Source organism: Pseudomonas syringae group sp. J254-4 (genome assembly GCF_032586855.1).
In the GTDB taxonomy this organism is placed as follows: Bacteria; Pseudomonadota; Gammaproteobacteria; order Pseudomonadales; family Pseudomonadaceae; genus Aquipseudomonas; species Aquipseudomonas amygdali.
Map to the genome: position 1 here is coordinate 83,907 of NZ_JAWHOO010000024.1, position 6,870 is coordinate 90,776.

5 protein-coding genes are annotated in these 6,870 nt (G+C 58.9%); 2 read left to right on the top strand and 3 right to left on the bottom strand.

All coding sequences use genetic code 11. The annotated features are described in order from the left end of the window. Positions 1-9 precede the first annotated feature (9 nt). Entirely contained in the window at positions 10-1,053 is a 1,044-nt protein-coding gene (gene epd, locus RYB09_RS22945; protein ID WP_316890354.1) for an erythrose-4-phosphate dehydrogenase, read from the bottom strand. Positions 1,054-1,223: 170 nt separating this feature from the next. Next, positions 1,224-3,221, bottom strand: a complete 1,998-nt coding sequence (tkt, locus tag RYB09_RS22950) for a transketolase (protein WP_011169753.1) — start codon at positions 3,219-3,221, stop codon at positions 1,224-1,226. A 259-nt stretch (positions 3,222-3,480) separates the two neighbouring features. On the opposite strand from tkt, the gene RYB09_RS22955 reads away from it, so the two are divergent. Then, positions 3,481-4,476 (top strand): ArsR/SmtB family transcription factor, encoded by a 996-nt coding sequence (locus RYB09_RS22955; protein WP_057454833.1) that lies wholly within the window; start codon positions 3,481-3,483, stop codon positions 4,474-4,476. A 20-nt stretch (positions 4,477-4,496) separates the two neighbouring features. Next, complete coding sequence (gene metK / locus RYB09_RS22960) at positions 4,497-5,687, top strand: methionine adenosyltransferase (protein WP_316890358.1); 1,191 nt, start codon at positions 4,497-4,499, stop codon at positions 5,685-5,687. A gap of 81 nt (positions 5,688-5,768) precedes the next feature. Here metK and RYB09_RS22965 read toward each other — a convergent pair whose 3' ends face one another. After that, a complete protein-coding gene (locus RYB09_RS22965; protein ID WP_316890360.1) occupies positions 5,769-6,389 on the bottom strand; it encodes a LysE family translocator in 621 nt (206 codons plus the stop codon). Between the last annotated feature and the right edge of the window lie 481 nt (positions 6,390-6,870).

Consider the following 6,870-nt stretch of genomic DNA (forward strand, 5'->3'; position numbering starts at 1 on the left):
TTTTTACTGTTATTGGTCAGCGACGCGCAGAAAGTGATCGGCGACGTCGAGCATTCGGTTAGCAAAACCCCATTCGTTATCGAACCAGGCCAGCAGATTGACCAGCCTGGGACCGGAAACGCGGGTCTGACTCGCATCGACAATCGCCGAATGCGGGTCATGGTTGAAATCGCAGCTGGCGTGCGGCAACTCAGTGTAGGCCAGCAGTCCCTTGAGCGGGCCGCTGGTGGCGGCCTCACGCAAAATACGGTTGATCTCGACAGCGTCGGTGTCTCGCGACATTTGCAGCGTAATGTCCAGGCAAGACACATTGACGGTCGGAACACGAACAGCTTTGGCCTGAATTCGGCCGGCAAGTTCCGGAAGCAGCCGCTCGATTCCGCGCGCCAGACCGGTGGACACCGGAATGATCGACTGAAACGCCGAGCGCGTACGGCGCAGATCTTCGTGGTGATAGGCGTCGATTACCGGCTGATCATTCATTGCCGAATGGATGGTCGTGATGGTGATGTACTCAAGGCCGATGGCCTGATCCAGCAGACGCAGCAGCGGCACACTGCAATTGGTGGTACACGACGCGGCAGAGACCAACAACTCGCGGCCGGTCAGCTTGTGCTGGTTAATGCCGAACACCACGGTGGCGTCGACATCCCGCTCGCTGGCCATCGGCTGGGAGAACAGCACCCGCGGCGCACCGGCGTTCAGAAAGCGCTGGCCGTCTTCGCGAGTGTTGTAGACACCGGAGCACTCAAGCACCAGATCGACTTCCAGACCGGCCCAGTCGATGCCTTCCGGCGTCGCACTGCGCAGAACCTTGATGCGGTGATCGTTGATATGCAGGTATTGCCCCTCGACCCGCACTTCGCCGGGAAACCGGCCGTGTGTGGAGTCAAAGCGCGTGAGGTATTCGAGACTGGCCATGTCGGCCAGATCATTGATGGCAACCACTTCAAACCCGGCCTTGGCCCCCCGCTCGCACAGCGCGCGAACAACACAACGACCAATACGGCCGTAACCGTTCAGAGCAACTTTGTAAGGGCGGGGCTGGGGCATGAAGTTTTCGCCAGAGGATGGATCTGATTGCGTAAACGATAAAACCTGTGGGAGCGACCGGGGCGCGATCCGCCTTGCTCGCGAATGAGAGCACCCGGTTTGCCAGACTCACCGAGGCGCTTTCTTCGCGAGCAAGCTCGCTCCCACACAACACAACATTACATAGCTGATCAGTCTTCGAGCAGCTCTTCAGCCGTGCTCAGGACGTTTTCCAGCGTAAAGCCGAACTCTTCGAACAAGGCTGACGCAGGGGCCGACTCGCCGAACGTGGTCATGCCGATCACGCGACCTTCCAGACCCACGTATTTGTACCAGTAGTCGGCGTGAGCCGCTTCGATGGCAATACGTGCACTGACCTGCAGCGGCAGAACAGCCTGCTTGTAGGCCGCATCCTGAGCTTCGAAGATGCTGGTGCATGGCATGGAGACCACACGAACGTTGCGGCCCTGCTCGGTCAGCTTGTCGTACGCCTGCACAGCCAGACCGACTTCCGAACCGGTCGCGATCAGGATCAGCTCAGGCTCTGCAGCGCAGTCACGCAGTACATAGCCGCCACGGGCAATGGCATCTATTTGCTGCTGTTCACGCGCTTGGTGAGTCAGGTTCTGACGCGAGAAAATCAACGCGGATGGACCGTCATTGCGCTCGATGGCGTGTTTCCAGGCCACGGCCGATTCCACGGCATCTGCCGGACGCCAGGTGTCCAGGTTCGGCGTGGTACGCAGGCTGGTCAGTTGCTCGATCGGCTGGTGAGTCGGGCCGTCTTCGCCCAGACCGATGGAGTCGTGGGTGAATACGTAGATCACGCGCTTCTTCATCAACGAGGCCATACGCACCGCGTTGCGAGCGTATTCCATGAAGATCAGGAAGGTTGCGCCGTACGGCACGAAGCCGCCGTGCAGGGCGATACCGTTCATCATGGCGCCCATGCCGAACTCACGAACACCGTAGTGCAGGTAGTTGCCGTTAGGGTCTTCGCCAGTGATGCTCTTGCAGCCTTTCCAGATGGTCAGGTTGGAGCCGGCCAGGTCGGCCGAACCACCGAGAATTTCCGGCAGCAACGGGCCCAGTGCGCTCAGGGCGTTCTGACTGGCCTTACGGCTGGCGATGGTTTCGCCTTTGGCGTTGACTTCGGCGACATAAGCAGCGGATTTTTCCGCAAAGTCAGCAGGCAACTCGCCGCTCATGCGACGGATGAAGTCGTTGGCCAGCTCAGGGAACGCGGCGGAATAGGCAGCAAAGCGCTGATCCCACTCGGCTTCGGCAGCCAGGCCTTTTTCTTTCGCATTCCACTCGGCGTAGATATCAGCCGGAATTTCGAAAGGACCGTGGTTCCATTTCAGGGCCGCGCGAGTCAGGGCGATTTCGTCCGCACCCAGCGGCGCACCGTGGGATTCTTCCTTGCCCTGCTTGTTCGGCGAGCCAAAGCCGATGGTGGTCTTGCAGCAGATCAGCGTCGGCTTGTCGCTCTTGCGCGCGGTGTCGATGGCGGTCTTGATTTCTTCAGGGTCATGACCGTCGACATTGCGGATCACCAACCAGCCGTACGACTCGAAACGCTTAGGCGTATCGTCGGTAAACCAGCCTTCGACTTCGCCATCGATGGAGATGCCGTTGTCGTCGTAGAACGCGATCAGCTTTTTCAACTGCAAAGTGCCGGCCAGGGATGCGACTTCGTGGGAAATACCTTCCATCATGCAGCCATCACCCATAAACACGTAGGTATGGTGATCAACGATGGAATGGCCTGGACGGTTGAACTGTGCGGCGAGGGTTTTCTCGGCAGCGGCAAAACCGACGGCGTTGGCAAAACCCTGACCCAATGGGCCAGTGGTGGTTTCAACGCCTGGGGTATAGCCAAACTCGGGGTGACCCGGTGTGCGGCTGTGCAGTTGACGGAAGTTTTTCAGGTCGTCGATGGACAGGTCGTAGCCGGTCAGGTGCAGCAACGAATAGACCAGCATCGAACCATGGCCGTTGGACATGATGAAACGGTCACGGTCAGCGAACGCGGGGTTTGCCGGGTTGTGCTTGAGATAATCACGCCACAGAACCTCGGCGATATCCGCCATGCCCATCGGGGCACCCGGATGGCCGCTGTTGGCTTTTTGCACGGCATCCATGCTTAGGGCACGAATAGCATTGGCACGCTCACGACGGCTTGGCATCGCTGATCTCCTGGGAATTGTAAAATTAGGATCGGAAAAAAGACGGCCATTTTCCCTCAGGGACAGGCCGGGGGCAATCACAGATAGTCGACCATAGGCTTTTTTCCGGGGTTACGGACATTATTTGCCCTGTAAAGACTGGATTACCCATCAGCGCAACAAGTTCACAATGCCTGACCGGTGCCACCCATCCAGCAATATCAAAACTTTTTGATATTGCCCTTGCAGCGCTCCGGATCGCTCTCTAGACTGCGCAGCTATGAACCTGCGTGTACCTGCCATTCGCCATGATGCATGCGACGACCTCTCTGCATTGTGCAAGGCCGGCGGCGATCCCTTGCGGCTCAACGTACTGCGTGTGCTGACCAACGATTCGTTCGGCGTGCTTGAGCTGGCGCAGATTTTTGCCATTGGTCAGTCCGGCATGAGCCATCACCTCAAGGTGCTGGCGCAGGCCGATCTGGTTGCAACGCGGCGTGAAGGCAACGCGATTTTCTACCGTCGCGCCCTGCCCCACACTGAATTGCCGGGCGGCAGGCTACATGCGGCGCTGCTTGATGAAGTGGACACCCTGAACCTGCCGGAAGACGTACAGAGCCGCATAGGTCTGGTGCATCGGCAACGTGCATTGGCCAGCCAGGATTTCTTTGCCCGTACCGCCGAAAAGTTTCGTGCCCAGCAAGACCTTATCGCCGGTCTGGCGCAGTACAGCGAAAGCCTGCTGACATTGCTCGACAAACTGAGCTTCGGCGCGCAGGCAACGGCGCTGGAAGTAGGCCCCGGCGACGGCGGCTTCCTGCCAGAGCTGGCCCGGCGTTTCCGCCAGGTTATCGCGATGGACAACAGCCCGGTGATGCTGGACCTGGCGCGTGGCGTCTGCGAGCGCAAGGCGCTGGCTAACGTTGAGCTGAGGCTGGCCGATGCACTGACGGACGCTAAAGTCAGTGCCGACTGCGTCGTCCTCAACATGGTGCTGCATCATTTTGCAGTCCCGGCCCAAGCCCTGAGGCAACTGGCCGAACACGTAAAACCCGGCGGTAGTTTGCTGGTAACAGAATTGTGTAGTCATGACCAGAGCTGGGCCAGGGAGGCCTGTGGCGATCTCTGGTTAGGTTTCGAGCAGGAAGACCTGGCCCGTTGGGCCATCGCTGCGGGGCTAGTTCCCGGGGAAAGCCTCTATGTAGGCTTACGTAATGGTTTCCAGATCCAGGTTCGCCATTTTCAGCGACCGGCTGGCGACACTCACCATCGGTAAAATGAAGGAAACCCGTAGAGATGAGCGAATATTCACTTTTCACCTCCGAGTCCGTGTCCGAAGGGCATCCGGACAAGATCGCCGACCAGATTTCCGACGCGGTTCTGGACGCTATCATCGCCGAAGACAAATACGCCCGCGTAGCGTGCGAAACACTGGTCAAGACCGGTGTGGCAATCATCGCTGGCGAAGTGTCGACTTCGGCCTGGGTCGATCTGGAAGACATCGTGCGTAACGTCATCCTCGACATCGGCTACAACAGCTCCGACGTCGGTTTCGACGGCGCGACTTGCGGCGTGATGAACATCATCGGCAAACAGTCGGTAGACATCGCCCAGGGCGTTGACCGCAGCAAGCCTGAAGATCAGGGCGCTGGCGACCAGGGCCTGATGTTCGGCTACGCCAGCAACGAAACCGACGTGCTGATGCCAGCACCGATCACCTTCTCTCACCAATTGGTGCAGCGTCAGGCCGAAGCGCGTAAATCCGGCCTGCTGCCGTGGCTGCGCCCGGATGCCAAATCCCAGGTTACCTGCCGTTACGAAAACGGCAAGGTTGTCGGCGTCGACGCCATCGTACTGTCGACTCAGCACAACCCGGATGTGTCCTACAATGACCTGCGCGAAGGCGTGATGGAGCTGATCGTCAAGCACGTCATCCCTGCGCACCTGCTGCACAAGGACACTCAGTTCCACATCAACCCGACCGGCAACTTCATCATCGGTGGCCCGGTAGGCGACTGTGGCCTGACCGGCCGCAAAATCATCGTCGACACCTACGGCGGCATGGCCCGTCACGGTGGCGGTGCATTCTCCGGCAAGGACCCATCGAAGGTTGACCGTTCGGCTGCTTACGCCGGTCGTTACGTGGCCAAGAACATCGTCGCTGCCGGTCTGGCCGAGCGTTGCGAAATTCAGGTGTCCTACGCTATCGGCGTGGCACAGCCGACGTCGATATCGCTGAACACCTTCGGCACCGGCAAGCTGTCCGACGACAAGATCATCAAGCTGGTCCGCGACAACTTCGACCTGCGTCCATACGCCATCACCACCATGCTCGACCTTCTGCACCCGATGTACCAGGCCACTGCGGCCTACGGCCACTTCGGTCGTACCCCGGTCGAAATGACCGTTGGCGATGACACCTTCACCGCCTTCACCTGGGAAAAAACCGACCGCGCCGACGCCCTGCGCGCCGCTGCCGGCCTGTAAAAACCCAGAAAAAAGCCCCGAACGACCTGGTCGTTTCGGGGCTTTTTTTCGTCTGCGCGACAATTATTCCGCGGTCATATTTCAAGCCCGTTGCGACACCAGCAGTACCGATGCAGCGCCCGCCAACAACCCTGCGCACATCCTGTTGAACAACCGCTTGCCACTGGGTTTCGCCAACAGGCGACGAGCATGTATCCCCATCGCGGCATACAACGCGATCGCTACGCACTCCAATACCAGAAACAAACTACCCAGCACCGCGAACTGACCTGACACATCACTCTGCTGATCCACAAACTGCGGAAGAAAAGCAGTAAACAGCAGGATCGCTTTCGGATTACCAATAGCCACCAGAAACTCTTGCCGCGCAAGGCTGCCAGCGTTGGCTGTTGTGACCGCTGCCTGGTCCTGTATGGACGGAGCAGCGCGCCACAACTGCACCGCGAGATAAAACAGATACGCCGCACCAACGACCTTGATCACATGAAACAACCATTCGGACGTATGCAACACGGCAGTCAGTCCTGCACCAGCCAAGGCGATCATGATGACAAACGCCAACAAGCGCCCCGCTCCGCCGACGCAAGAGCTGGTGAAGCCATAGCACGTAGCATTACTGATCGACAGAAGATTGTTCGGACCGGGCGCCATGTTCAGCGCAAAGCAGGCCGGAATGAATACAGCGAGAGTCGAGATGTTCATTGGCTCCAATCCCTGAGTTGAGTCAGCTACTCAGTCTGGCTTTTTTTAATGAGCGGTCAAGACACAGTTTCGCCGTGAAATGCGGCCGGGCTGTATTGGCAAGAGTCATGCGTACCCAGCCTTTGTGGGAGCTTGCTCACGAAGGGGCAGGTGCAGTCGCGACTATCGTGCGGCGCTCTGCGTCGCATGCCTTTCTGGACGCTCCGCTTCCTCTTGACGACGCAGAGCGTCGAGAACTGCGTTCCCACGCGGGAGCGTGAGGAACGATAACTTCAACTATCGTGCCCGATGATCTGCGCTTCTGCCCGAAGGGCGTGCGAGCTTGCTCACGAAGACGCCGGTGCCGGCGCGACTATCGTGCGGCGCTCTGCGTCGTATGCCTTTCTGGACGCTCCGCGTCCTCTTGACGACGCAGAGCGTCGAGAACTGCGTTCCCACGCGGGAGCGTGAGGAACGATAACCTCAACTATCGTGCCCGATG

Bases quoted from the DNA above. Each gene is read 5' to 3' on its own strand.
- epd (WP_316890354.1), bottom strand. From the start codon at position 1,053: ATGCCCCAGCCCCGCCCTTACAAAGTTGCTCTGAACGGTTACGGCCGT.
- tkt (WP_011169753.1), bottom strand. From the start codon at position 3,221: ATGCCAAGCCGTCGTGAGCGTGCCAATGCTATTCGTGCCCTAAGCATG.
- RYB09_RS22955 (WP_057454833.1), top strand. From the start codon at position 3,481: ATGAACCTGCGTGTACCTGCCATTCGCCATGATGCATGCGACGACCTC.
- metK (WP_316890358.1), top strand. From the start codon at position 4,497: ATGAGCGAATATTCACTTTTCACCTCCGAGTCCGTGTCCGAAGGGCAT.
- RYB09_RS22965 (WP_316890360.1), bottom strand. From the start codon at position 6,389: ATGAACATCTCGACTCTCGCTGTATTCATTCCGGCCTGCTTTGCGCTG.